Origin of the sequence: Microcella sp., assembly GCF_025808395.1 — a bacterium.
In the GTDB taxonomy this organism is placed as follows: domain Bacteria; phylum Actinomycetota; class Actinomycetes; order Actinomycetales; family Microbacteriaceae; genus Microcella.
This window is the reverse complement of record NZ_CP075524.1, coordinates 161,097-185,313: the sequence shown is the minus strand read 5'-3', so window position 1 is coordinate 185,313 and position 24,217 is coordinate 161,097. Positions and strand designations below refer to the sequence as shown.

General features: G+C 67.9%; 20 protein-coding genes. 5 read left to right on the top strand and 15 right to left on the bottom strand.

Features of this window, described 5'->3' with window-relative positions; all coding sequences use genetic code 11:
* Positions 1-38: 38 nt before the first annotated feature.
* Positions 39-1,007 carry a TIGR03885 family FMN-dependent LLM class oxidoreductase gene (locus KIT89_RS00930; RefSeq protein WP_297602588.1) on the top strand — a complete coding sequence of 323 codons (969 nt, stop codon included), beginning with the start codon at positions 39-41 and terminating at the stop codon, positions 1,005-1,007.
* Positions 1,004-2,656 (top strand): alpha-amylase family protein, encoded by a 1,653-nt coding sequence (locus tag KIT89_RS00925; RefSeq protein ID WP_297602587.1) that lies wholly within the window; start codon positions 1,004-1,006, stop codon positions 2,654-2,656. The genes KIT89_RS00930 and KIT89_RS00925 overlap by 4 nt, the downstream gene beginning before the upstream one ends.
* 57 nt (positions 2,657-2,713) lie before the next feature.
* Here KIT89_RS00925 and KIT89_RS00920 read toward each other — a convergent pair whose 3' ends face one another.
* The 3 genes from KIT89_RS00920 to KIT89_RS00910 form a co-directional block, all read right to left on the bottom strand.
* The gene (locus KIT89_RS00920; protein WP_297602586.1) at positions 2,714-2,884 is read right to left on the bottom strand and encodes a hypothetical protein; all 171 of its coding nucleotides are present in this window, start codon (positions 2,882-2,884) and stop codon (positions 2,714-2,716) included.
* A 13-nt stretch (positions 2,885-2,897) separates the two neighbouring features.
* Positions 2,898-3,092 (bottom strand): hypothetical protein, encoded by a 195-nt coding sequence (locus tag KIT89_RS00915; protein WP_297602585.1) that lies wholly within the window; start codon positions 3,090-3,092, stop codon positions 2,898-2,900.
* 86 nt (positions 3,093-3,178) lie between these two features.
* Positions 3,179-6,913, bottom strand: coding sequence for an AAA family ATPase (locus tag KIT89_RS00910; protein ID WP_297602584.1), 3,735 nt, complete (start codon positions 6,911-6,913; stop codon positions 3,179-3,181).
* Positions 6,914-7,032: 119 nt separating this feature from the next.
* Between KIT89_RS00910 and KIT89_RS00905 the strand changes: the two genes are divergently transcribed.
* Entirely contained in the window at positions 7,033-8,106 is a 1,074-nt protein-coding gene (locus tag KIT89_RS00905) for a GNAT family N-acetyltransferase (protein ID WP_297602583.1), read from the top strand.
* Between the two features lie 3 nt (positions 8,107-8,109).
* Here the strand turns inward: KIT89_RS00905 and mutM are convergent, their stop codons facing one another.
* From mutM to KIT89_RS00845, 12 genes are all read right to left on the bottom strand, one after another.
* Entirely contained in the window at positions 8,110-9,015 is a 906-nt protein-coding gene (gene mutM, locus KIT89_RS00900) for a bifunctional DNA-formamidopyrimidine glycosylase/DNA-(apurinic or apyrimidinic site) lyase (protein ID WP_297602582.1), read from the bottom strand.
* Positions 9,016-9,017: 2 nt separating this feature from the next.
* Positions 9,018-9,659 carry a ribonuclease III gene (gene rnc, locus KIT89_RS00895; protein WP_297603868.1) on the bottom strand — a complete coding sequence of 214 codons (642 nt, stop codon included), beginning with the start codon at positions 9,657-9,659 and terminating at the stop codon, positions 9,018-9,020.
* A 115-nt stretch (positions 9,660-9,774) separates the two neighbouring features.
* Positions 9,775-9,978, bottom strand: coding sequence for a 50S ribosomal protein L32 (gene rpmF / locus KIT89_RS00890; RefSeq protein ID WP_297602581.1), 204 nt, complete (start codon positions 9,976-9,978; stop codon positions 9,775-9,777).
* A 52-nt stretch (positions 9,979-10,030) separates the two neighbouring features.
* On the bottom strand, positions 10,031-10,552 hold the full coding sequence (locus tag KIT89_RS00885; RefSeq protein WP_297602580.1) for a DUF177 domain-containing protein: 522 nt from the start codon (positions 10,550-10,552) through the stop codon (positions 10,031-10,033).
* An 87-nt stretch (positions 10,553-10,639) separates the two neighbouring features.
* A complete protein-coding gene (locus KIT89_RS00880) occupies positions 10,640-12,013 on the bottom strand; it encodes an aspartate aminotransferase family protein (protein WP_297602579.1) in 1,374 nt (457 codons plus the stop codon).
* A gap of 115 nt (positions 12,014-12,128) precedes the next feature.
* Positions 12,129-13,268 carry an ABC transporter substrate-binding protein gene (locus KIT89_RS00875; RefSeq protein ID WP_297603867.1) on the bottom strand — a complete coding sequence of 380 codons (1,140 nt, stop codon included), beginning with the start codon at positions 13,266-13,268 and terminating at the stop codon, positions 12,129-12,131.
* A gap of 87 nt (positions 13,269-13,355) precedes the next feature.
* A complete protein-coding gene (locus tag KIT89_RS00870; protein ID WP_297602577.1) occupies positions 13,356-14,138 on the bottom strand; it encodes an ABC transporter permease in 783 nt (260 codons plus the stop codon).
* Complete coding sequence (locus KIT89_RS00865) at positions 14,135-14,956, bottom strand: ABC transporter ATP-binding protein (protein ID WP_297602576.1); 822 nt, start codon at positions 14,954-14,956, stop codon at positions 14,135-14,137. The genes KIT89_RS00870 and KIT89_RS00865 overlap by 4 nt, the downstream gene beginning before the upstream one ends.
* Positions 14,953-15,873, bottom strand: coding sequence for an ABC transporter permease (locus KIT89_RS00860; RefSeq protein WP_297602574.1), 921 nt, complete (start codon positions 15,871-15,873; stop codon positions 14,953-14,955). The genes KIT89_RS00865 and KIT89_RS00860 overlap by 4 nt, the downstream gene beginning before the upstream one ends.
* A complete protein-coding gene (locus KIT89_RS00855) occupies positions 15,870-16,886 on the bottom strand; it encodes a TIGR03842 family LLM class F420-dependent oxidoreductase (protein ID WP_297602573.1) in 1,017 nt (338 codons plus the stop codon). The genes KIT89_RS00860 and KIT89_RS00855 overlap by 4 nt, the downstream gene beginning before the upstream one ends.
* Positions 16,887-16,914: 28 nt before the next feature.
* Positions 16,915-18,378 carry a dihydropyrimidinase gene (gene hydA, locus KIT89_RS00850; protein WP_297602572.1) on the bottom strand — a complete coding sequence of 488 codons (1,464 nt, stop codon included), beginning with the start codon at positions 18,376-18,378 and terminating at the stop codon, positions 16,915-16,917.
* Positions 18,379-18,390: 12 nt separating this feature from the next.
* Positions 18,391-19,239 (bottom strand): nitrilase-related carbon-nitrogen hydrolase, encoded by an 849-nt coding sequence (locus KIT89_RS00845; protein WP_297602571.1) that lies wholly within the window; start codon positions 19,237-19,239, stop codon positions 18,391-18,393.
* 164 nt (positions 19,240-19,403) lie between these two features.
* On the opposite strand from KIT89_RS00845, the gene cofD reads away from it, so the two are divergent.
* On the top strand, positions 19,404-20,402 hold the full coding sequence (gene cofD / locus KIT89_RS00840) for a 2-phospho-L-lactate transferase (protein ID WP_297602570.1): 999 nt from the start codon (positions 19,404-19,406) through the stop codon (positions 20,400-20,402).
* A gap of 1,181 nt (positions 20,403-21,583) precedes the next feature.
* Positions 21,584-24,211: a bifunctional FO biosynthesis protein CofGH gene (locus KIT89_RS00835; RefSeq protein WP_297602569.1), complete on the top strand. Its 2,628-nt coding sequence runs from the start codon at positions 21,584-21,586 to the stop codon at positions 24,209-24,211.
* Positions 24,212-24,217: the final 6 nt, after the last annotated feature.

Here is a 24,217-nt window from a genome sequence, read left to right as displayed (position 1 = left end):
GTCGAGGTGAAGAAGAGTCGAGCGACACGGGGGGCGCAATGACGACACTGGGGTATCACGCATCGCACGAGCAACTCGGGCCGGTCGCCCTGCTTGACGCGGTGCAGCTCGCCGAGCGCGTCGGGTTCACCGAAGCCATGTGCTCAGACCACTTCGCCCCGTGGAGCACCCGCCAGGGCGAGTCGGCCTTCGCATGGTCGTGGCTCGGCGCCGCCCTGCAGGCGACCAGCCTGCGGTTTGGAGCCGTCAACGCCCCAGGGCAGCGATACCACCCGGCGATCATCGCTCAAGCCATCGCGACCCTCGCAGCCATGTATCCCGATCGCATCTGGACTGCTTTCGGCAGCGGCGAGAACCTCAACGAACGCATCACCGGTGACCGCTGGCCCTCGAAAGACGAACGCAACGAGCGGCTCGAGCAGAGCGTGCACGTCATCCGCGAGCTGCTCGCCGGGCGAGAGGTGAGCCTCGATGGTCGAGTGCGCGTCGATCGCGCCCGCCTCTGGACCTTGCCTCAGTACCCCGTGCGCCTGATCGCGGCCGCAGTCACGCCCGAGACCGCCGCCTGGGCCGCACGGTGGGCCGACGGGCTCATCACGGTCAACCAGTCTGACGCCGCGCTGCGCCGCGTCATCGACGCCTACCGCGATGCCGGCGGAGGCGGTGCCGTCATGCTGCAGTATCACGTCGCCTACGCCGACACTCACGACCGCGCGGTGCGCGAGGCGCACGAGCAGTGGAAGACCAACGTCTTCGCACCCCCCGTGTGCTGGGATCTCGACTCGCCCGAAGCGTTCGAAGCGGCCGCCCAGCACGTGACCCCCGAGCAGGTGCAGGGCTCGGTCTTCGTCTCGGCTGACGCGAGTGCGCATGTCGATGAAGTGGGCCGGATGCTCGAACTCGGGTTCGATCGCGTGTACCTGCACCAGGTGCCGAACGACCAGCAGGCGTTCTTGGAGATGGCCGCCACACACCTCATTCCTGCGTTTGCCGAGATCAGCGCATGAAGGCCACCGACACCGGAGATCTGTGGTGGAAGACAGCGGTCATCTACTGCCTCGACGTCGAGACGTTCATGGATTCGAACGACGACGGAGTCGGAGACTTCGCAGGGCTCGCACAGCGCATCGACTACCTCGCCGAGCTGGGCGTCACGTGCTTGTGGCTCATGCCCTTCTACCCCACCCCGGGTCGCGATGACGGCTATGACGTCATGGACTTCTACGGAGTCGACCCTCGACTGGGTCATCTGGGCGACCTGGTCGAAGTGGTGCGCACAGCCCGCGACCGCGGCATCAGGGTGATCGCCGACCTTGTCGTGAACCACACCTCAGACCAGCACCCCTGGTTTCGAGACGCTCGGTCGAGCCGCGACTCTCGGTATCGCGACTTCTACGTGTGGCGCGACGAGGTGCCCGCCCACCAGCCCGAACCGGTCTTTCCCGACGAAGAAGACGGAGTGTGGCACTTCGACGAGAAGACCGAGCAGTACTACTTGCACAACTTCTACCATCACCAGCCCGACCTCAATCTCGGAAACCCCCGCGTCGTCGACGAGATCGCGAAGATCATCGGGTTCTGGCTCGAACTGGGGTTGAGCGGGTTTCGCATCGACGCCGTCTCGTACATGCTCGAAGAGCAGGCCGATGGCGACCCCCACGCCCTCGTGAGGTCGTTGCGCAAATACCTGTCTCGCCGATCGGGCGACGCGGTCATGCTCGGTGAGAACAACCTGCCGTACGACGAGCAGGTGCCCTACTTCGGGCAGGGAGATGCCGAGGGCCTCACCATGCAGTTCGACTTCGTGGGCATGCAGCACCTCTACTTGTCGTTGGCTCGCCACGATGCGCGGTCGTTCGCCGCGACGGTGAGCGAGCGCCCCCTCGTGGCCGAAGACGCCCAGTGGGCCAACTTCGTGCGCAACCACGACGAGTTGACGCTCGACAAGCTCACCGACGCCGAGCGGGCAGAGGTGTTCGCCGCCTTCGCGCCCGACGACGACATGCGGCTCTTCGACCGCGGAATTCGGCGTCGACTGCCCCCGATGCTCGACGGAGACCCGCGCAGGGTGCGCATGGTCTACAGCCTGTTGTTCTCACTGCCGGGCACTCCGGTGATCTTCTATGGTGAAGAGATCGGCATGGGTGAGAACTTGGCGATTGCGGGCCGCCAATCAGTGCGCACGCCCATGCAATGGAGCGATGGGGTGGCCGGCGGGTTCTCGTCGTCGAGCCGTCGCGGGCTCGCCCGCCGGGTTCCTGGCGACGGATATGGGCCTGCACACGTCAACGCAGCAACCCAACTCACCGACCCTGACTCGCTGCTCTGCTTCTTTCAGCTGCTCATTCGGCGATACCGGTCATCGACAGAGATCGGGTGGGGTTCGTTCGAGGTGCTCGACCACGACAGCGTCGGCGTGTTCGCGCACGCGATGACGGGCGACCAGGGTGCGATGATCGCGGTGCACAACTTCGCCGCCGAGCCGGCGGTGGTGACGATCACGGTTCCGGGGGCCAGCGGCGAGACGCGACTGCGCGAACTGCTCGCAGACGGAGAGTGCACGACCGATGACCGCGGCCGCGTCGAACTGGCGCTGCCCGGCTATGGCTACCGCTGGCTTCGCGTGCACCGAGACGACGACGTGCGGTTGTCGTAGGCCCTCTCGAGCCTCGGGCTTCGGGTCTCGGCTCTCGCTTGCTCTCGCCCGCGGGTGCTACTGGTCGTCGTCGAGCTCGCCGTCGTCATCGAGGTTGTCGTTCGTTCCGTCGTCGTCGGGTCGCGGAGGATCAGTGGGTTCTTCGATGTATGGGCCCGTCTGAGCGCCGGTGCCCCCGCACCCGGCAACGCCGAGCGCGAGGGCACTGGCGAGCGCCAGAGCGCTCACAAGACGGACTCGATCAGTCGTCGACACCGTCATCCAGGTCGTCGTCGAGGTCGTCGTCGAGGTCGTCGTTCATTCCGTCGTCACCCGGCAACTGCTGCTGCTCACCCGGAACGGGCTCGTTGAAGTCGTCATCTGCTGTCGTGGGGTTTCCGCACGCTGACAGGGCGAACACGGCCGCCGTTCCCAATACTGCAAGCACTCGCTTCATGAGGTGCTCCTTCCGTTGTGAAGGTCACCACGCTAGGTCGAGAACATGACCCCCGAAAGGGGGTAGACATCACCGTCTCGAGTCTGTTATAGAGTGCCCTCGTCGGCGGCCTGCACGCGTTGGCCGACGACCGCGCTGACCCCGTCTTGCCGCATGCTGACGCCGTAGAGAGCGTCTGCGATCTCCATCGTGCGCTTCTGGTGGGTGATGATGATGAGCTGCGACGATTGACGAAGATCACGGAAGATCGTCAGCAAACGCCCAAGGTTCGCGTCGTCGAGAGCAGCCTCGACCTCGTCCATGATGTAGAACGGGCTCGGTCGGGCCTTGAAGATCGCAATGAGCAGGGCGACCGCCGCGAGCGATCGCTCGCCGCCGCTCAACAGGCTGAGGCGCTCGATCTTCTTGCCCGCCGGCTTGACCGTCACCTCGATGCCCGTCGTGAGCATGTTCTCGGGGTCGGTGAGGGTGAGACTGCCCGACCCGCCAGGGAACAGGATGGGGAACACCACATCGAACGACGCCTGCGTGTCGGCGAAGGCCGCCGCGAAGATCGTCTGCATCGTCGCATCGACCTCGTCGATGATCGTCAGCAGGTCGCGGCGAGTGTTCGCGAGGTCGGTGAGCTGCTCGGTCAAGAACTTATGCCGCTGCTCGAGGGCGGCGAACTCTTCGAGCGCGAGCGGATTGACGCGGCCGAGCTGGCTGAGCTTGCGCTCGGCTCGCGCCAGGCGGGCTTGCTGCTCGCCGCGGTCGAAGGGCTTGCCCGTCGCGTGCACAACTGTCGGCAGGTGTGACTCGCCGGCGTCATTCGCGTCGTGGGCGGCCGATTCTGCCGACGTTGTTGCACGCGACTGCTCGACGATCGCCGCGACCCGCTCTGACTCGTCATCTGAGGTGGGGTCGAACGCGGGCGCATCGGGATCGGGGTCGACACGTGAGGCCGCCTCGGCGGCGATCGCGTCGGCCACCGCCCGCGCGGCCTCGGTGAGGGCCTCGTCGTCTGGCACGAGCACGTGCGGGCCGTACTCGGCGAGCAGCACCTCTTCGACGAGCCCCAGCTCCTCCCCCGCGCGCTCGAGCAGCTGCGTGAGGTGCAGCTTCTTCTCATAGATCTGCAGCTCGAGGCCGTGAACCCCCTCGGTGATCGACGCGAGGCGCTCACGCAACGACGACTCGGTGCGCCGCAGCTCGAGCAGCTCATCGTTCTGCGCCGAGCGCTCGGCCTCGCGCTGCGCGAGAACGACGCGAGCCTCGGCCACCGAGCGATCGATCGACTGCTGCACCGCAGGCAGCGCCGCGGCCACTGCCGTCGCACGCTGCACCTGGTGCTGACGCAGCACCGCGCGGCGCGCCGCCTCATCGGCGGCAGTCTTCTCGGCGAGGCGACGCCTCTCGAGCTGCTCGGCGGCCTCGCGCGCCGCGCGCACACGCTCACGAACCGTCTCGAGCTCGATGCGACGCTCAAGCTCAGCGGCGCGCGCAGCCTCGAGGTCGACCACGAGAGCGTCGCGCGAACTCGCATCGAGCATCGGCCGGGGGCGGGCGGCGAACGCCTCGTGCTCGGCCTGCGCGCGCTCGACTGCGGCCTCGGCCTCGTGCACCGACTCGCGGGCGGCATCCACCCCGAGGCCGAGCCGTGCTGCCTCTGCGTCGGCGGCCTCGGCCTGCGCTCGAGCACGAGAGACCTGCTCGCTGCGGGCCGCGCGCTGGGCATCCTGATCGCGCACCGCGGCGAGAGCGTCTGCGGCGTGCTGCTTCGCGGCGGCGAGAGCCGAGCGCGACTCGTCGAGCACGCCGCGAGCACGCTCGATGCCCGTCGTGACAGCAGTGAGGCGCTCAGATGCGGCGTCGCACTCTGCGGCGAGCTCGAGTCGGCTGCGGCCGGCACCAGAGCCGCCCCGTAGCACTGAGCGCGTGAGCACATCGCCCTGCTTCGTGACGACGCTCACAGTGTCGGCGACGTCGAGCTTCTGCACTGCCGGCCATGCCGCTCGCGCTGCAGCGAGATCGTCGGCGATGAAGGTGCGAGCGAGCAGCGACAGCACGCCATCGGGAGCCGTCACGACCTGCACCGCCGGCGTGAGACCGCTCACGGCGGCCAAGGGCGCAGTCTGCGCCGACACGGATGCGAGCACCACGTCGACGCGCCCGGCGTCGGCCGCGTGCGCCCGCTCGATCGCCGCGAGCCCCGCGTCGAGGTCGTCGGCGAGCGCCGCGTCGGCAAGGGTTCCGAGTGCCGCGGCGATCGCCGCCTCGAACCCGGCCGTCACCTGCACGTGATCGCTCACGAGCCCGCGAATGCCCGACGAGCCGACCAGTCCGCTCGCGCCAGCCCCGGTGTCGATCGCCTGCGAGAGGGCGCTCACCCTGGCCGCGAGAGCGTCGCGCTCGCGCTCGAGCGAATGCAGGGCGTCACGCTCGGTGTCGATGCGCGTCGTGAGTTCACCCACGCGCTCGTCGGCGTCGGCCAGGGCGGCATCGAGAGCGCGCGACTCGTCGGTGCCGTCGCCCAGATCGACCTCAGGCAGCGCCGCCAGCTCGGCCCTCGTCGACTCTTGACGGGCAGCGGCGGCTTCGAGGGCGTTCTGCTGCCGCAGCAGCTCGCCGCGCGCAGCAGCCAGTGTCGAGCGAGCGACGTCGACCCGGCCGGCGAGCGCCGCGAGCTCGAGATCGTGCTGCGACACGAGCGCGCTCTGCGCCGCGATCTCTTCATCGAGGGCATCGAGCGCGGCGCGCACCGTGGCCGTGCGAGCCGCGACCTCGCCCACGCCGGCCTCGGCCGCTGCGACCCCGTCGCGCAGCGACTCGGCCTCGGCCCGCGCCTCGTCGACATGAGCCTGCGTGATCGTCGACGACATTCCCGGCAGCTCTGCCTGCTGACTCAGCAGCGTGAGCTTCTGCTGCGTGAGGCTCGCCAGGCTGCGCACCCGCTCTTGCACCTGCTCGAGCTCGAACGCGATGCGACGCGCGTCATCGACCGCGTCACCGACCTGCTGAGACTCGATGTGCTGCACCCGCAATCGAGTCTGATCGAGCTGGCTCTGCACGACGATGCGCTCACTCGTGCGCTCGCTCTCGGTGCGGGCGTGATCGGCCAGCGACGCGCGCAGCGTCGAGATCTCGTCGGCGAGGAGCCTCGCGCGGGCATCCCGAACGATCGCGGCGATCGTCTGCGCCTCGCGCGCGATTTCAGCCTGCCGCCCCAACGGAGTTAGCTGACGTCTGATCTCGCCAGCCAAGTCGCTCAACCGGGTGAGGTTCGCCTGCATGGCCTCGAGCTTGCGCACCGTCTTCTCTTTGCGGCGGCGATGCTTCAAGATGCCCGCCGCCTCTTCGATGAATCCGCGACGATCTTCGGGGCTCGCGTGCAGCACGGCATCGAGCTGGCCCTGCCCGACGATGACGTGCATTTCGCGGCCCAGCCCCGAGTCGCTCAGCAGCTCTTGCACGTCGAGCAGGCGGCAGGCTGTGCCGTTGATCGCATACTCGCTGCCGCCGTTGCGAAACAGGGTGCGCGAGATCGTGACCTCGCTGTATTCGATGGGCAGCGCGCCGTCGGCGTTGTCGATCGTCAGCTGCACCTCGGCCCGACCGAGCGGACCGCGCGTGGCAGTGCCGGCGAAGATGACGTCTTCCATCTTGCCGCCGCGCAGCGTCTTCGCCCCCTGCTCGCCCATGACCCAGGCGAGCGCGTCGACGACGTTCGACTTGCCCGAACCGTTGGGGCCGACGACGCACGTGACGCCTGGCTCGAACTGGAAGGTGGTCGACTGCGCGAACGACTTGAAGCCCTTGAGGGTCAGCGACTTCAGATGCACGCGCTGCCCCCTCTCGGCACGGTCGACGGCGACCGCCGCAGGGCGCAGAACGGTCAGGGCTACCGTACCGGAGCGGCGGGGGCTATTCTGGCGGGCTGGCCAGTCGAGAAGGAGCCGAGATGAGTGAGATCGCGATCAGCGAGGTGCCGATACCCGAGAGCGTCGACGCGCCCGACGCCGCAGACTTCATCGCGGCCATCGGGGTGCGCACCGCGGTCAATGCTCACGATTCGGGCACCGACGACGAGTCGCGCCCGCCCGAAGAGATGCTGCCCGGCTGGCGCAAGCAAGAGTTCGAGCCGAAGAGGCTGTTCATCGCGCGCCGCGACGGGCAGGTGGTGGGCAGGGGTGTCGCCGAGTATCGGCTGGGCGAGGCAGAAGACACCGCGTGGCTGCTGGCCGAGGTCGTGCCCTCCGCTCGCGGTCAGGGTGTCGGCCGCGCCATCGCCGAGCATGTGGAATCGGTCGTGCGAGAGGCGGGCAAGCGCCGCGCCATCGTCTACGCACCGTGCTGGAAGGTCGGCGGCGATCGCCTTGCCGCACCGACCGGGTTCGGCGACGTCGCTGCCGACACGGCCGAGACGCGGCTGCTGCTCTCGATGGGCTACCGGCTGGAGCAGGTCGAGCGCGGCAGCCGACTGATGCTGCCGCTCGACGAGACGGCGCTGCAGCTCGTGCACGATGAGGCGGCCGAGATCGCGGGGCCCGACTACCGCGTGCACCTGTTCGGCGACCGCACTCCCGAGCGCTGGCGAGAAGACATCGCCCACCTGCTCACCCGCATGAGCACCGACGCGCCGAGTGCCGGGCTCGAAGAGCCCGAAGACCCGTGGACGGTCGAGCGGCTGCTCGCCGACGAAGAAGAAGAAGCCGATGGCCCTCGCACGGCCTTTGTGGCCGCCGTCGAGCACGTGCCGACCGGCAGACTCGCCGGGTTCACCGAACTGGTCGCGCCCGACGACATGACGCGACCCGTCGATCAAGAAGACACGATCGTGCTCATCGAGCACCGCGGGCATCGCCTGGGCCTGCTGCTCAAGGCCGCGAATCTGCTGCACCTGCAGAGGGTTCGCCCCGGGCATCCCTCGGTGGTCACCTACAACGCAGAAGAGAACCGTCCGATGCTCGATGTGAACGAGGCCCTCGGATTCGTTCCCTTCGTCTATGAGGGGGCGTGGCGCAAAGACCTCTAATGCTCAGCGGACGCGCTGGCAGCGCGGGCAGAAGTGCGAGCCCCGGTTCATGAACTGCTCGCGCACGATGAGTCGGCCGCACCGTGGGCACGGTCGGCCCTGCTGCCCGTAGGCGCGCAACGAGTGGCTGAAGTAGCCTGACGCGCCGTTGACGTTGACATACTGCGCGTCGAACGAGGTGCCGCCCTCGTCGAGGGCGCGTCGCAGCACTGCGCGCACTTCAGCGAGCAGCTCGCCGCTCTTGCGCGCCGAGAGCGTCTCGGTGGGCTGGTCGTAGTGCACGCGCGCAGCCCACAGCGCCTCGTCTGCATAGATGTTGCCGATGCCGCTGATGAGGGTCTGGTCGAGCAGCGCCCGCTTGATGGTGGTGCGCTTCGCCGCGAGGCGGCGTCGGTAGAGCCGCTCGTCGAATGCCGCATCGAGCGGGTCGCGCGCGATGTGCGCCACCTGACTCGGGATGCTCGCCAGCGGCAGCCCGTACCCCGCCGCCGCCCCGTCGGGCGTCGGCAGCAGCTCGTCGATGGCCATCGAACCGAAGATGCGCTGATCGACGAAGTCGACCCGCAGCGGGCCGTGCACCGGATGCGTGAGCGCGAGCCGAACGCGCGTCAGCGCGCTGGCTTCGGCGTCGGCGGTGCGCAGCAGCACTTGGCCGCTCATGCCGAGGTGCACCACGAGCGCGTCGCGGGGCGCCCCGTCGGCCGCGACGATCGGCAGCCAGAGAAACTTGCCGCGACGCACAGCACCGACCAGAGTCGCCCCGGTCAGCCGCTGGATGAAGTCTTCAGAGGGCCCGACGTGTCGACGCAGCGACCGCAGGTCGAGCACGTCGACATCGTCGATCGACGCGCCGCTGACGGCGGGTTCGAGGCCATGACGCACCACCTCGACTTCGGGCAGCTCTGGCACGGTCAGCGCTGCGACTGCAGCAGAGTCCAGGCCTCGAGCGCAGCACCCATCTCGGCTTGCTTCTTGCTCGTGCCCTCGCCCGAGGCGACGCGCTCTCCGCCGATCACGACGGTGGCGGTGAAGATCTTGGAGTGGTCTGGACCGTCGTCGGTGATCTCGTACACGGGCAGACCGAGGTTGCGATGGGCGGCGAGCTCTTGCAGCGACGTCTTCGGATCCATCGAGGCACCGAACCGGTCGGGCTCTGCCAGCAATGGTGCGATGAGGCGAAGCACGAGTGCTGTCGCCGCTTCGCCGCCAAGATCGAGATAGGCGGCCCCGATGATCGCTTCGACGGTGTCGGCGAGGATCGACGACTTGGCTCGACCGCCGGTGAGCTCTTCACCTTTGCCGAGCTTGAGGTGCTGGCCGAGGCCGATCGACACGGCCACCTCGGCGAGCGCGACGGCAGAGACGAGCGACGCGCGCCGTTTGGCGAGGTCGCCTTCGCTGAGGTCGGGGTAGGTGGAGTAGAGCATGACCGTGACGGCCTGCCCGAGAATGGCGTCGCCGAGAAATTCGAGTCGTTCGTTGGTGGCGACTCCGCCGTTCTCGTACGCCCACGATCGGTGGGTGAGCGCCAGATCGAGCAGCTCTGGGTCGATGGTGACCCCGAGAGCCTGCTCGAGAGTGGAACCAGGGCGCGGCGCAGTGCCGGCCGATTCTCGACCGGACTCAGATCGTGCTACCGACGCATTCACCGGCTGACGAGCCGATGAATCAGACGTCGGCGACCTTGCGGCCCTTGTACTCCATGTACAGGGGCGTGCCCGCGGAGTCTTCGACGACCTTCGCGCGGTGCGGGAGGCTGTAGACGACCTTGCCGTTCTCGACGGTCTTGACCAGGGTAGGAACCTCGGCCTTCCACTGCGAACGACGTGCGTGGGTGTTGGCGCGCGACTTCTTCCGCTTGGGAACAGCCATGATGTCTCTCTTCTTTCGTCTCTGCCGCCGTGCGCGTGCGCGCAGCTGCGGGTCAGTCTGTTTCGGCCTGAAAGCCTTCGAGCGCGGCCCACCGGGGATCGATGGTCTCGCTCGGCCGCCGTTCCGGATGGTCTGCGAGGCGCTCGCCCGTTTCGGGGTCGAGCCCCGGGCAATCGTCTCGGCACACCGGCTGGAACGGCAGTGCGAGCACTACCGCGTCGCGAACGACCGGTTCACAATCCACGTGGTTATCGTGAACCTGGTAGTCATCGGCAACCTCAGGAGAATACGCGAAAAGCTCCTGAAAATCGACTTGGAGGGGCAGTTCGACCGGTTCGAGGCACCGAACGCAGTCGGCACTGGCGGTCGTGCGCACCTGACCGGTGACGAGAATGCCGTCGTGAAGGCCCTCGAGCCGCAGGTCGAGTTCGAGCTCAGCCCCCTCGGCGACGACGGCGGCGCCCGCACCGAGCTGCTCGGGCGCAACGACGTCGAGCGTCTTCTCGCGCATCTCGCCGGGGCGGTGCACGATGTCGCGCACATTGACGCGGTAGGGGCTCGAGGTGGCAGGCATAGCGCTCCAGTCTACCGGGGTGTCACCGATGCTGGTGCGGCCGCGAGCACCCCTCACCCGATCGTTCAGGCTGCCCGCGGCCACTCGTCAGTTCAGGCCATGCTTCTGCGCAACAGCCGTGAAAGCACCGTCATACGCCTGCATGGCGACTGCGACTTCGTCGGCGGTGACGATGCACGGCGGCACGACGTGAATGCGGTTGTCGGCGGCGAAGGGCAGCAGCTTGCGCGACATCAGCTCGCTCTTGAGCGCACCGATGATCTCGGCGCCGACGGGTTCGCGGGTGTCTCGATCGGTGACGAGATCGAGGGCCCAGAACACGCCAGAGCCGCGCACCTCGCCGATCATGCGATGCTGCTCGGCGAGAGCTCGCAGCCCGGGCCCGATGTGCTGCTCGCCCATGAGCTTGGCGTTCTCGACGACCCCTTCGTCGGTCATCGCATCGATCGAGGCGACGATCGACGCCGCCGCGAGTGGATGCCCGCTGTAGGTGAGGCCGCCCGGAAAGACGCGCTCATCGAAGTGCTCTGAGAATCGCGGCGTCATGACGATGCCCCCCACGGGCACGTAGCCCGAGTTGACGCCCTTTGCGAAGGTGATGAGGTCGGGGCGTGCACCCGTCGGGTTGATGTCGGCCCCCTGCCACGCGAACCACTCCCCCGTGCGACCGAACCCGGCCATCACCTCGTCGGCGATCCAGACGATGTCGTAGCGATCGCACAGCGCTCGCACCCCCTCGAGGTAGCCAGGAGGCGGCGTCAGCACGCCCGCCGTGCCCGGCACCGTCTCGAGCAGAATCGCGGCGATCGTCTGCGGCCCCTGCGCCTGGATGGTGCGCTCGAGGTGGTGCAGCGCGCGCTCTGACTCTTGCTCGGGGCTGTCGCTCCAGAACTCTGAGCGATAGGGGAAGGGGCCGAAGAAGTGCACGTGGCCGCGAGAGTACTCGTTGGGCATCCGTCGCCAGTCGCCCGTCGAGACGATCGCGGCGCCGGTGTTGCCGTGGTAGCTGCGGTAGGTGCTCAGCACCTTGTCGCGACCCGTCGCGAGGCGCGCCATGCGGATGGCGTTCTCGTTCGCGTCGGCACCGCCGTTCGTGAAGAACACCTTCGAGTAGCCGGGGCCGGCCTTCGCGACGATGCGCTTCGCAGCTTCGCCCCGCACGAGACTCGCGTGAGCCGGCGCCACTGTCGCCAGCTCGGCGGCCTGACGCTGAATGGCCTCGACGACCTTCGGGTGCGAGTGGCCAATGTTGGTGTTGACGAGCTGGCTCGAGAAGTCGAGGTAGGTGTCGCCGTCGTAGGTGTAGACCTCGCAGCCCGCAGCACTCGCGATGACGAAGGGCTTCAGGGCGCCCTGCGCACTCCACGAGTGGAAGACGAACTCGCGATCGAGATCGTAGGCGCGCGTGCCGTCGGCGGGATCGTGAGCGGGGGCGGAAGAGTGTGACCGGTCATCGGCCATGGCTATCGGTTCCTTGTGATCGAAGAAGGGTGACGGTGGCGCATTCATTATCGCCCCGGATGCCCGTGGCCGGGCCCGCGCACGTGCGCAGACCCGGCCACAAGACCGCGTCGGGTCAGTTGCCGCCCTCGAGCAGCTCGACCTGAATCGGCGAGAAGCTGTCGCCCGTGATGTCGAAGCCTTCCGCTTCGAGCGCGGCGAGAGCCCGTTCGATGTACTCGTTCGTCCATGCGCTTGCTGGCGGCGGGGCCGTGATGAGGCTCGCTCCCGACTCGTTCACGGCGCTGAGCGCTGCGGCGACGGTGTTGTCGAACGCGGCTGAGTCGATGAAGCCGATGCCGTTCGGCGCGGGCCAGATGAGCTTGTTTGTCTCGTTGACCATCCACAGCTCGTGGCTCGGGCCCCAGCCCGAACCCGCGTTGATCGTGATCTGCGCGGCTTCTTCAGGGTTCTCGGCTGCGAAGATCCAGCCCTTGATGACGGCGGTCAAGAAGGCGACCGTCGTCTCTTGGTACGCCTCATCGCTGTCGAGACGAGCAGTGTCGGCCCAGATGGCGTCTTGCAGCATGGCGCCGACCGTATCTTCATACGAGATGACCGTGAAGTCGTCGGGCGAATACAGCTCGCCCGTCTCAGGGTCGACCGATTCGAGCAGCTGGGCGTACTCGTTGTAGGTCATCGCCTGCGCAGCATCGATGTCGCCAGACAAGAAGGCGTTCATGTTGAAGTCTTGCGTGATGATCTCGACGGTCGTCGAGTCGAGGCCCTCTGCGGCCATCGCCGCGAAGATCTCCCACTCATTGCCGAAGCCCCACGAACCGATCTTCTTGCCTTCGAAGTCGGCGACCGAGGTGATTCCAGAGTCTGCCCAGGCGACCTGCAGGGTTCCCGACCGCTGGAAGATCTGGGCGATGTTGGTCACGCCTGCACCGGCCTCGATCGAGCCGAGCACCTTGGGCACCCAGGCGATCGCATAGTCGACGTCTCCGTTGGCGAGGGCGTCTTGCGGCACGATGTCGCCACCCGAGGGGATGATCTCGACGTCGAGCCCGGCTTCTTCGAAGTAGCCCTGATCGATGGCAGCGAAGTATCCGGCGAACTGCCCTTGCGGAAGCCACTGCAGCTGAAGCTTGATGGGCGTCAGCTCTTCGCCCGGTTCGACAGCCTCAGGGCTGTCGGCGGCGCAGGCTGTGAGAGCGAGCGCGGCGGTCAGGCCGAGCGCGCTGAACGTCGCGAGGCGACGATTGCGGTTCATCATGTGCTGTGTCCTTTCGGTGTTCTCGACGGTGCAGAGGTGGTGCTAGTCGACCCCGGTTCGCACCGGGGGCGCTGTCAGGTCTCGTCACCGTCGACGAGAGACCCATCGTTCAAGAGCCGAGGTGATGACGAAGAACGCCAGCCCCAGCACGATTGCTGCCACCACGTAGGCCCAGGCGCGCGGGTAGGCGCTCGACGCCGCCGACGTAGAGATGAGCCCCCCGAGGCCACCGCGCGGCCCGCCGAAGTACTCGGCGACCAGGGCAGAGATCACGGCGAGCGACGACGCGAGTCGGATTCCGGTGAAGGTGTACGGCACCGCGACCCGCAGTGTGATCGCGCGCATCGACTGCCAAGGCGTTGCCGCATAGCTCTTCATGAGGTCACGGTGCACGGGCTGGGTTTGACGCAGCCCCCTGCTCGTCGTGATGAAGACGGGCACGAAAGCGGCAAGGGCGGCGATGAGTTGTCGGCCGGTCTGCGAGTCAGCACCGAACATGGTGTTGAGCACGGGTGCGAGCGCGACGATCGGGATGACGGCGAGGGCGGCAACGACGGGCGCGAGCATGCCGTCTACCACACGCGTCGTCGACGCGAGAAGTGCCGCGATGATTGCCATGAGGGTTCCGGCGATGAGCCCGACAAGCGCGTTGAGGCCAGTAGCCGCGCCCGCGCTCACCATCGACGGGGCGAACGCCACGATCTCGGCACCGATGGCTGCGGGGCTCGGCAAGAGATACGAGTCGACGACTCCGCTGCCGGCGAGAGCCTGCCAGCCGGCCAGAACGATGACGCCGAGCATGACGGGCGCGACGACGCGAGTGAGACTGCTCGCCTCGGCTCGGCCCAGAACGCCCGCAGTCGTCATCGAGTCTCAACCCCTCGCACGTCGGCCACCGGGGCGCCGTGAAGTGCCTCGCGCACGGCCGTGATCATCTCGAAGAACGCCCCGTCTTCGCGTAGGTCGTCGGCACGGCTCGCGGTGCTGCCGAGCGCCATCGACACGATGTCTGAGATGCGGCCCGGGCGCGGAGACATCACGACGACACGATCGCTCACGTAGACGGCTTCAGGAATCGAGTGGGTCACGAAGACGACCGCCGCCCCGGTCTCGGCGCATATGCGCAGGAGCTCTGTCTGCATGTATTCGCGCGTCATCTCATCGAGGGCGCCGAACGGCTCGTCCATGAGCAGCAGCGCAGGCTTCTTCGCCAGTGCCCGCGCGATCGCGACGCGCTGCTGCATGCCGCCCGAGAGCTGGTCGGGGTATCGGTCGGCGAAGTCGCCCAAGCCGACCATCTCGATCAGTTCGGCGACGCGAGACCGCACCGCCGCTCGATCGGAGCCGTGCAGTTCGAGCGGCAGCGCGATGTTCGCCGCCACAGTGCGCCACGGCAGCAGCCCCGCCTGCTGAAAGGCGATGCCGTAGCTCTGGTCGACCCTGGCGTCGTGGGCCGGTTTGCCGAACACTTCGACCGTGCCGCTCGAGGGGGTCTCGAGGTCGGCGATGAGACGCAGCAGCGTGCTCTTGCCGCACCCTGAGGGGCCGATGAGCGAGACGAACTCACCGGGTTTCACCGTCAGGTCGATGCCCGTCAGGGCGACCACCTCGGTGCGGCGGGTCGAGAAGGTCTTGTCGAGCGCGACGACCGAGACAGCCGGTGCGGTTGAGACGGTGTCGTTCATGCGGCAGATTCCGTTCGTCGATAGTTCTTGACCGTCAGACCGAGCAGAGCGACCGAGCCCGCGGCGATGAGCCCGAGCGCGATAGCCCCGAAGATGGGCGCCCAGGCCTTGGCCGGGTCGCCGCTCGCCTGCCCGGCGAACTGGATGACCATGCGCCCGATGCCGCCCTGCAGACCGGTCGACACTTCGGCGACGACGGCACCGACAACCGCATTCGCGGCACCGAGACGCAGTGCGGGCAGCAGATAGGGCACGGCGGTCGGAAACCGCAGGTGGCGCATCGTCGACCACCAGCCGGCCGAGTAGGTGTGCATGAGCTCGAGGTGCGTGCGATCGGCCGCCTGAAATCCTTTGAGGGCACCGACCGCGATCGGGAAGAATGCCAGGTAGCTCGCGATGACCGCGACGCTCATCCAGTCTTGCCAGTCGACGACGCCGAGCTCGAGGCGAGAGCCCCAACTCTTGACGAGCGGCGCGAAGGCGATGAGCGGCACCGTCTGGCTGAGAATCACCCAGGGCAGCACCGCAGACTCGGCGACGACCCACCGCTGCATGAGCAGCGCAAGGCCGATGCCCACGATGACGCCGACGATCCACCCGACGGCGGCGATGCCGAGCGTCACCGACGCGGCGAGCACCACCTCGAGCCACAGCACGCGCGCCCCCGGCGCACGGGTCACCGGTTCGAATAGTCGAGCGACCATGTCGATGACATGCGGCATGGCGAGGTCGCTCGTTCGTGGCAGCACGCGCGTGTCACCGATCACGAGACCATTCGCTGGGCCGAGCCACTTGTAGACCTCCCACACGACGATGAGTGTGGCGATGCCCAGCACGCCATAGCCGAAGGCCCTCCACCGCGCGCCCGAGCCCGCGCGTCGTCGAGGCGTCGCGAGCACGGAGGCGGCATCGGTCATACGCGCGCCTGTTTCGAGCCGCGCAGGGCCGGAATCACGTGCTCGCCGTAGACGCGCAGCGTCTCTTCCTTGTTGTCGTGCTGCAGGTAGCCGGCAAATTGGTCGACACCGAGGTCGCGCAGCGCCTCGAGCTTCTCGATGTGGTCTTTGCCGTCGCCGAGCACGCAGAAGCGGTCGACGATCTCGTCTGGCACGAAGCCGACGTGGTCGTTGCCGGCCTTGCCGTGCGTGTTGTAGTCGTAGCCCTGGCGGCCAGCGATGTAGTCGGTGAGCGCCCGCGGAACATCTGCGCTGTCGCCGTGCTTCGCCACGATGTCGGCCACGTGGTTGCCGACCATGCCGCCGAACCAGCGCACCTGATTGCGCATGTGATCCCAGTCGGTGCCGATGTACATCGGTGCCGCGACGCAGAACTTCACGCTCATCGGGTCACGGCCCGCGTTGTCGGCGGCCGTGCGCACCGTCTCGATCATCCACTTCGCGATGTCGAGGTCGGCGAGCTGCAAGATGAAGCCGTCGCCGACCTCGCCCGTGAGCTTGAGCGCGAGCGGGCCGTACGCCGCCACCCACACCTCGAGCTCGCTGCCGTGGCTCCACGGAAACTGCAGGGTCGACCCGTTGTACTCGACGGCCCGCGAGTTGCCGAGTTCACGAATGACGTGGATCGACTCTCGCAGCTCAGCGAGCGTCGTGGGCGTGCCGTTCGTCACCCGCACCGCCGAGTCGCCCCGGCCGATGCCGCAGATTGTGCGGTTGCCGTACATCTCGTTGAGGGTCGCGAAGACGCTCGCGGTGACCGTCCAGTCGCGCGTCGCGGGGTTCGTGACGAAGGGGCCGACGGTGATGCGGTGCGTCTCGGCGAGAATCGCCGAGTAGATCACGTAGGGCTCTTGCCACAGGATGTGGCTGTCGAAGGTCCACACGTGACTGAAGCCGTACTGCTCGGCGAGCTTGGCGAGGTGCACCGTGCGGCTGGCGGGCGGGTTGGTCTGCAGTACTGCTCCGAAGTCCATGGATGCTCGTCTCTTCTTCGTCGTCGGCTCAGACCAGGTACTGGCTCAGGCCACGGCGCAGGTACTGCCCGTGCCCGGCCCGCCCGTGGAACTGATCGTTCTGGATGACGACCGAGCCGCGCGAGATGACCGTGTCGACCTTGCCGTCGATCTCGAAGCCCTCCCACGCCGCGTGGTCCATGTTCATGTGGTGCTTGCGGCCCGTGGGGTTGCCGGCCTCGTCGACGGGCATGCCGATCGAGGTGTGGCCGTTCGGGTCGTAGACGACGATGTCGGCGTCCGCGCCCGGAGCGATGACGCCCTTCGTGCCGTAGAGGCCGAACATGCGCGCGGGCGTGGTCGAGGTGATCTCGACCCAGCGCTCGAGCGTGATCTGACCGGTGACGACGCCCTGGTACATCAAGTCCATGCGGTGCTCGACCGAGCCGATGCCGTTGGGAATCTTCGAGAAGTCGCCGAGCCCGAGCTCTTTCTGGTCTTTCATGCAGAACGGGCAGTGGTCGGTCGACACCATCTGGATGTCGTTGGTGCGCAGGCTCTGCCACATGTGGTCTTGGTGCCCTTCGGCCCGTGACCGCAGCGGTGTCGAGCACACCCACTTGGCACCTTCGAAGGCACCGTACTGCTCGCTCACTGCACCGAGCTGCTCTTCGAGCGACAGGTAGAGGTATTGCGGGCAGGTCTCGCCGAACACGTTCTGCCCGATGTCGCGGGCGGCGGCGAGCTGCTCGACGGCCTGCTTGGCGCTCACGTGCACGACGTAGAGCGGCGCACCAGTGAGGTTGGCGAGCATGATCGCGCGGTGCGTCGCCTCCTCCTCCATCTGCCAGGCGCGTGCGACGCCGTGGTAGTAGGGGTCGGTCTTGCCCTGCTCGAGCAGCTGCGCCACGAGCACGTCGATGGCGGGGCCGTTCTCGGCGTGCATCATCGTCATGAGTCCGTGCTCGGCGGCGACCTGCATCGCGCGCAGGATCTGCGCGTCGTCGGCGTAGAAGACGCCGGGGTACGCCATGAACATCTTGTAGCTCGTGATGCCCTCGTCGATGAGCTTCGGCAGAGCATCGAGCGAATCGGCGTCGACGCCGCCCACGATCTGGTGAAACCCGTAGTCGATCGCGCAGTTGCCGCCCGCCTTCTCGTGCCAGGCGGCGAGCCCGTCGAACACCTTCTGCCCGGCCGTCTGCACGGCGAAGTCGATGATGCTCGTCGTGCCGCCCCAGGCGGCGGCGATCGTGCCGGTCTCGAAGGTGTCGATCGCGGCGGTGCCGCCGAAGGGCAGCTCCATGTGGGTGTGGGCGTCGATGCCGCCGGGAATCACGTACTTGCCCGTGGCGTCGATGACAGTGTCGACGGATGCGGCCAGGTCGTGCCCGAGCAGGGTCGAGCCGGGCGCGAGCACGGCGACGATGGTCTCGCCGTCGATGAGCACGTCGGCCTCGCCGCGGCCGGTGGCGCTGACGACGGTGCCGCCGGTGATGAGGGTGGTGGTCATGGCCGGGCCTCCTTAGGGCTTCACCGTCGCGGTGTACGACTCGGGGCGACGATCGCGGTAGAACTGCCAGCTGTTGCGCACTTCGCGAATGAGGCCGAGGTCGAGATCGCGCGTGACGATCTCGGTCTGGTCTTGGCTGGCGACGTCTCCCACATAGTTGCCGCGGGGGTCGACGAAGTACGAGCTGCCGTAGAAGGTGACGGCGAGGTCGCCGAACTCGTCGCTCTCGGTGCCGATGCGGTTGTTGGCGGCGATGAAGTACTGGTTCGCGGCGGCCGCTGCGGGCTGCTCGAGCTCCCACAGGCGGTTCGAGAGGCCGGGCTTGGTCGCGCTCGGGTTGAACACGAGTTCGGCGCCGTTCAGGCCGAGCTCGCGCCACCCTTCAGGAAAGTGTCGGTCGTAGCAGATGTACACGCCGACCTTGCCGACGGCCGTGTCGAACACGGGGTAGCCGAGGTTGCCGGGGCGGAAGTAGAACTTCTCCCAGAACCGGTCGAGGTTCGGGATGTGGTGCTTGCGGTACTTGCCGAGAATCGTGCCGTCAGCATCCACCACCACCGCGGTGTTGTAGTACACGCCGGGCATGTCTTCTTCGTAGATCGGCAAGACGATGACCATCTTCAGCTCTTTCGCGAGCTTGGCGAAGCGCTGCACGATCGGCCCGTCGGCCGGCTCTGCGTAGTCGTAGTACTTGGCGTCTTCGATGATGCCGAAGTAGGGCCCGTAGAAGAGCTCTTGAAAGCAGATGATCTGAGCACCGTCGGCGGCGGCATCGCGCGCGAACTGCTCGTGCTTGGCGATCATCGACTCTTTGTCGCCCGTCCAAGTGGTCTGGGTGATCGCTGCGCGAATGGTGGTCATGGGTGGTTCCCCTCTTCTTCATCGAACTGGGGCCAGTGTGCGCTTCGAGCGTTTCCGACTCGTTTCGCCCAGTGACGCGTGAGTTACACGGTAGGGCGCATCTGCGCACCTGAACAGCGCCACGCGCACATGAGCAGGTCGCCGTGAGGGCTAGCGTTGCAGGCATGAAGATCGTGGTGCTCGCCGGCGGGGTCGGAGGCGCACGTTTCGTGCGCGGCGTGCGTGAGGCGGTGCGCCGTGCGGCCCCGGATGCTGCGCTCGCGAACGCCGACATCGATGTCATCGTGAACACGGGTGACGATTGGTGGCTCGCGGGCTTGCGCATCGCCCCCGACCACGATTCGCTGCTGTACACGCTGTCTGGTCAGAACGACGAGGTGCGGGGGTGGGGCCGCGTCGGCGAGACCGAGCGGGTGTCGGCCGAGTTGCAGGCCCACGGGGTGACTCCCGACTGGTTCACGCTCGGCGACCTCGACCTGGGCACCCACATTGCTCGCTCGGCATGGTTGCGCGCGGGGCTGAGCCCGTCAGAGGTGTCGCGCCGGCTGCAGCAGCGGTGGCCGCTCGGGGTGACACTGCACCCCGCGACCGACGACGAGGTCGATACGCACGTGGTCACGACCGCGGGTGAGCGTCTGCACTTTCAGGAGTGGTGGACTCGCCATCGCGCGACTCTGCCCGTCGCACGCTTCGAGCAGCAGGGTGTCGCCGAGGCCCGCCCTGCGCCGGGGGTCCTCGCGGCGCTCGAGGCCGCCGACGTCGTGATCATTGCGCCGTCGAACCCGGTCGTCTCGATCGGCACGATTCTGAGTGTTCCGGGCATGCGCGAGGCGGTGCTCACTGCGGGCGCCGGTACTGCTCCCGTTGTTGGAGTGTCGCCGATCATCGCGGGCGCGGCGGTGCGCGGCATGGCAGATGCGTGCTTGTCGGCGATCGGTGTGGCGACGGATGCCGGCGCTGTCGCTCGGCTCTACGGGGCCCGGCCAGCTGGTGGGCTGCTCGACGCCTGGTTGGTCGGCGTCGAAGACGAGTCGCTCGTGGCCGGGTTGCGCGCAGACGGCTTCGCCGCCGCCGCGGTGCCCCTCTGGATGCGAGACCTCGACACCTCAGCCGCCCTGGCCGCGGCGGCCCTGGCGACTGGGCTGGAGCAGGCGCGCGCCTGACGCAAGGCCACCCGCGGGGCGACCGCCTGACGCGAGCCGGAGTACCGGTCAGCCGTGCTCCAGTGCACGACGACGTCTGCAGGCGAGTCGTGAGCCTGTGAACTCCGGGGCAGATGAGCGTCTGAGGCTACACAGATGTGCAGGGGCAGGTCGCGCGGCAGGTCACTGTCGTCGAGCATCCCGTGGTGACGAAGAGCGCTGACGCAGGCGAGCGGCCCGCCCGCTCTCCACGCAGCGCGCGCGTCGTCGGGTAGGTCTGTCGAGGCGTACCACCCGTGGCGAATCCGGTCGAGTCGGCCATAGCTCCAGGCGAACCACAGTTCGGTCTCATCCCAGCCAGCGTCGCGCAGCTCTCGGCGCGAGGCGATGCCGCCGAGCCTGCTGATGACCGGATCGAAGCCAGAGAAGCCGCGCATGGCGTCAGTGTGGGTGCGGCGAGCGGGCCGTGCAGCGAAAGCTCGTACTCACACGCCTCACGGTCGCGCTCGCGGAGGCTGGGGAGGAGCACCGGGATCAGCGAGGTGCGGGTCGAGGGCTGCGGGTCGAGGGCTGCGGGTCGAGGGCTGCGGGTGGCAGGCCGCGGATGGCAGGCTCCCGGTTGCGGACTGCGAGTCGCGGTGGCCGTGCCTGCAGGCCAAACGCTCCGGCCGAACGTTGAGGTCGCACACGAGCATGGCGTCGAGCACATCGCGCAATGGGGCGGGTGCACTGCTCGCAGACACTTCAACAACTACGGAGGTATGTGAATGAGCGTCATGTTACTCCGTAGTTGTTGAAGTCTGCAGGTTGGTGCTCCACCGGGGAGCAGCGGCGGGGCGGGAGTGAGTGCGGGGGCGAGCGCGGGGGCGAGCGCGGGGGCGGGGGGGGGGGTGGGGGGGGGGGGGGCGGGGGGGGTGGCGTGGCGGGTGGCGAGGCGGGTGGCGGGCGGGTGGCGGGCCGGGTGGCGGGGCGGGGCGGGGCGAGGCGGCGGGGCGGGGCGGGAGCGCTGGGGCAGGCGAGAGCGGCGGCGGCGCGGGAGCGGGCGCGGCGGCGCGCGATGCTAAGTGGGCGACGCTGTGCCGAGTAGAGTGGGCGCACCAACGCATCGCGCCCGGACTGGGGAGCGATCGGGCGCGAATCTTGACGCGGCCGACCCGGTGAGTTCAGCGTGCTCGCCCTCGAACGGTTCTCTGGGAGCACTCATGACCGACACCACGACCTCGTTCGTGCCCACCGCCTCGGCGATCTCACGAGCACTCAAACGCGCCGAGACCGGTGTGACCCTCGACACCACAGAAGCCGAGACGCTGCTGCACTGCAGGGCAGACGACCTCGACAGGCTGCTCGCCGTCGCCAGCCGAGTGCGCGACGCAGGCCTCGAACGCGCCGGACGCCCCGGAGTCATCACCTACTCGCGCAAAGTCTTCATACCGCTGACGCACCTGTGCCGCGACCGCTGCCACTACTGCGTCTTCGTGCAGACCCCGAACCAGCTCGCCGCAGAGGGCAAAGCTCCCTACCTCTCCCCCGACGAGGTGCTCGAGATCGCACGCCAGGGCGCCGCACTCGGCTGCAAAGAGGCCCTCTTCACACTCGGCGACCGCCCAGAAGATCGCTGGCCCGCCGCGCGCGAGTGGCTCGACGCGCGCGGCTACGACTCGACGATCGACTACTTGCGCTCCGTGGCCATCCTCGTGCTCGAAGAGACCGGACTGCTGCCCCACCTCAACCCCGGCGTCATGACCTGGCAAGAGCTGCAGCGGCTCAAGCCCGTCGCGCCCAGCATGGGCATGATGCTCGAGACGACATCGCGCCGACTGTTCGAGACTCGCGGGCTCGCCCACTTCGGCAGCCCAGACAAAGACCCCGAGCTGCGTCTTCGTGTGCTCGAAGACGCCGGCCGCAGCGCCATACCCTTCACGACCGGACTGCTGCTCGGCATCGGCGAGACCTACGCCGAACGCGTCGACGGCATGTTCGCCATCCGTGCGACCGCACGACGGCACGGGCACGTGCAAGAAGTCATCATTCAGAACTTTCGCGCCAAACCCCGCACGGCCATGCGCGCCGCCGACGACCTCGCCCTGCAGGAGTACATCGCCGCCGTCGCCGTCAGCCGACTCGTGCTCGGGCCCGGCGCGCGCGTGCAAGCACCCCCGAACCTCACCGACGCCGAAGAGCTGCAGCTGCTCGTGCGCGCAGGCATCGACGACTGGGGCGGAGTGAGCCCGCTCACCCCCGACCACGTCAACCCCGAGCGCCCCTGGCCGCAGATCGACGAACTCGCCCGCCTCACCGCCGAGAGCGGCTACACGCTGCGCGAGCGCCTCACCGCGCACCCGCACTACGTGCGCGCCGAAGAACCGTGGCTCGACCCCCGCATCGTGCCGCACGTGCGGGCGCTCGCCGCGCCAGACGGGCTCGCGAACGAGTCGGCGGTGCTGCGGGGAATCCCGTGGCAAGAGCCAGACCCCGACTGGGCGACGCGCGCCGGAACCGGCCGCACCGACCTGCACGTCGAGATCGACACCGAGGGCCGGCGCACGCAGACCCGCAGCGACTTCGACGACGTCTACGGCGACTGGGCCGAGCTTCGCGAGAGCACGACCGAGGCTCGCGAGCGCACCGTCGGCATCAGCACCGGCGTCGCCGCAGTGCTGCGCAAGGCCGAGGATGCCCCTGCCGGTCTGAACGATGACGACTACCTCACCCTGCTCGGTGCCGACGGCGCCGACCTCGACGCGCTCGCCGACCTCGCCGACCGAGTGCGCCGCGACACCGTCGGAGACAGCGTCGGCTACGTCGTCAACCGCAACATCAACTTCACCAACGTCTGCTACACCGGCTGCCGCTTCTGCGCCTTCGCGCAACGGCGCACCGACGCCGACGCCTTCACGCTCTCGATGCAGCAGGTCGGCGACCGGGTCGACGAAGCGTGGGCCCTCGGCGCGACCGAGATCTGCATGCAAGGCGGAATCCACCCCGACCTTCCCGGCACGGCATACTTCGACCTCGCACGCGAAGTGAAGCGTCGACAGCCCGACATGCATCTGCACGCCTTCAGCCCCATGGAGATCGTCAACGGAGCATCCCGAACCGGGCTCTCATTCGCCGAGTTCTTGACCGCCGCGAAAGAGGCGGGGCTCGACACGATCCCTGGTACGGCAGCCGAGATTCTCGACGACGACGTGCGCTGGGTGCTCACGAAGGGCAAGCTGCCCTCCGCCGAATGGATCGAGATCGTCTCGACCGCGCATCGGCTCGGCATTCGCTCGTCGAGCACGATGATGTACGGGCACGTGGATGCTCCGCACCACTGGGTCGCCCACTTGCGCACCCTGGCTCGCGTGCACGACGACACCGGAGGCTTCACCGAGTTCGTGCTGCTGCCCTTCGTGCACGCCAACTCGCCGGTCTACCTCGCGGGTGTGGCGCGCCCCGGCCCGACGCCGCAAGAGAACCGGGCGGTGCACGCCGTCGCGCGCCTCATGCTGCACGGTCGCATCGACCACGTGCAGACCTCGTGGGTCAAGCTCGGCGACGACGGCACTCGGCTCATGCTGCGCGGCGGTGCCGACGACGTGGGCGGCACCCTCATGGAAGAGACCATCAGCCGCATGGCGGGCGCCGACAACGGTTCAGAGAAGACGGTCGCCGAGCTCGAGGCCCTGGCCGAGTCGATCGGCCGCGTCGCGCGCCAGCGCACGACGACCTACGGCGAGCCCGACCCCGAGCGCGTCGCCGTCGCGCAAGCGCACCGCGAACAAGGCTATGCAGCGACAGGCCGACGACTGTCGCTCACCGTCGCCGACGTGCGCAGCGGCGCGTAGCGGCCC